This is a genomic window from Saccharothrix sp., from assembly GCF_031180885.1.
Classification (GTDB): Bacteria; Actinomycetota; Actinomycetes; order Mycobacteriales; family Pseudonocardiaceae; genus Actinosynnema.
The window spans coordinates 1-1,766 of record NZ_JAPSLK010000124.1 but is presented as its reverse complement, the minus strand read 5'-3'; the positions used below and the strand labels follow the sequence as shown (position 1 = coordinate 1,766).

Sequence of the window (1,766 nt, the reverse complement as noted above, 5' to 3'; positions counted from 1 at the left end):
CGCAACCGCACCGGATCCTTCGCGGTCCTGGTGACCCGCTGCAGCTTCCGGCCCTCCTCCATCGACAAGGGCCTCACGAACACGCTCGGTCGACGAGCCACAACCACCTCCCGCACTCGACATGCGGGGCCAGCCTGGCCGATCAGCTCACAGGACCGGTTATCGGGTCAACCTTCCGAGACGCGCCACTAGTAGGACTTTGTTATGTCGAATGATGGGACGTGTCGGCAGTGTGATCTTCTGTGGTGGTGACTCCGGAGGAGATGGCGCTGGTTCGCCCGGTGATCGAGGAGTTCGCCGCGGACATGTTCGGCGGGTTCGCCCGGCGTGACCAGCGGGCGAAGGGCGGACTGTATCTGCGTGGGCTGTTGTCGGACGGCAAGCGCAAGTCGATGCAGCCGATGGCCGAGCGGCTGGGCGTGGATCATCAGCAGTTGCAGCAGTTCGTCACGACCTCGACCTGGGACCACGTCGAGGTGCGGCGCCGCCTGGCGGTGTGGGCCGGCGGGTTCGTGGACCCGGACGCCTGGGTGGTCGACGACACCGCGTTCCCCAAGGACGGCAACGCGTCACCGGGTGTGGCGCGGATGTACTGCGGGACGTTGGGCAAGACCGCGAACTGCCAGGTCGGGTCAGTGTGCACGCCGCCACGGACTGGGCGTCGGCGGCGGTGGACTGGCGGTTGTTCCTGCCCGAGTCCTGGGACGACCGGCTGGCCGGCGACCCCGACGAGGCCGCCGGGGTCCGGCGTCGGCGCGAGCGGTGCGCGATCCCGGACGAGGCGCGACATCGGGAGAAGTGGCGGCTGGCGCTGGACATGCTCGACGAGATCACCGGCTGGGGTCTGCCCGCGCGGCCGGTGGTCGCGGACGCCGGCTACGGCGACGCCGCCGGGTTCCGGCAGGGGCTCATCGATCGCGGGTTGACCTACGTGCTGGCGGTCAGGCCGATCGCCACCGCCCACCCCGCTGCCGCGGAACCGGTCACCGCGGCCTACGGCGGCGTCGGCCGCCCGCCGACGCCCCACTACCCGGATCCACCGACCGATCTGAAGACCCTGGTGATGACCGCGGGCCGGTCTGCGGGCCGGTTCGTGGTCTGGCGCCACGGATCGCACAAGAGCGCGGGCAACCCGACCGGGCGGATGCGGTCCCGGTTCCTGGCCCTGCGGGTCCGCCCCGCCAACCGCACCATCCCCAAAGCCCCCGACGGCAGCCTGCCCGAGTGCTGGCTGTTGGCCGAATGGCCGCCCGGCGCGCCCGAGCCCACCGACTACTGGCTGTCCACCCTGCCCGTCGACATCCGCCTGCGCGACCTGGTCAAACTGGCCAAGATCCGGTGGCGGATCGAGCACGACTACCGCGAACTCAAGGACGGCCTGGGCCTGGACCACTTCGAGGGCCGCTCCTGGATCGGCTGGCACCGCCACGTCACGCTGGCCTCTCTCGCCCAGGCCGTCTGCACGAAGCTGCGCCGCACCCCAAAAGCCCCTGCGCAGGCCTGACCCTCTACGCCGTCCTGCGCCAACTCCAACGATTACTCGCCGCCTGGACCGGGATCTGCCACACCTGCCGACAACCCGTCCAGGCCACGACCAGCCAACAGAAACCGCAGCTCAACAGCACCTAACAAAGTCCTACTAGTGTCCTGCGCCTGAAGTTCGTTGAGTAAGTGTAGATTTGTCCGATGGCTCGGACGGGTCGGCCGGTGGCCGCTGTGGTGTTGACCGACGAGGAACGCAAGACGCTGACACGTTGGGCACGGCG

At 69.3% G+C, this 1,766-nt stretch carries 1 pseudogene; it reads left to right on the top strand.

Annotated elements, in window-relative coordinates:
• The first annotated feature begins 350 nt into the window (after positions 1–350).
• Positions 351–1,504 (top strand): annotated as a pseudogene (locus tag RIN75_RS43955) (IS701 family transposase).
• Positions 1,505–1,766: the final 262 nt, after the last annotated feature.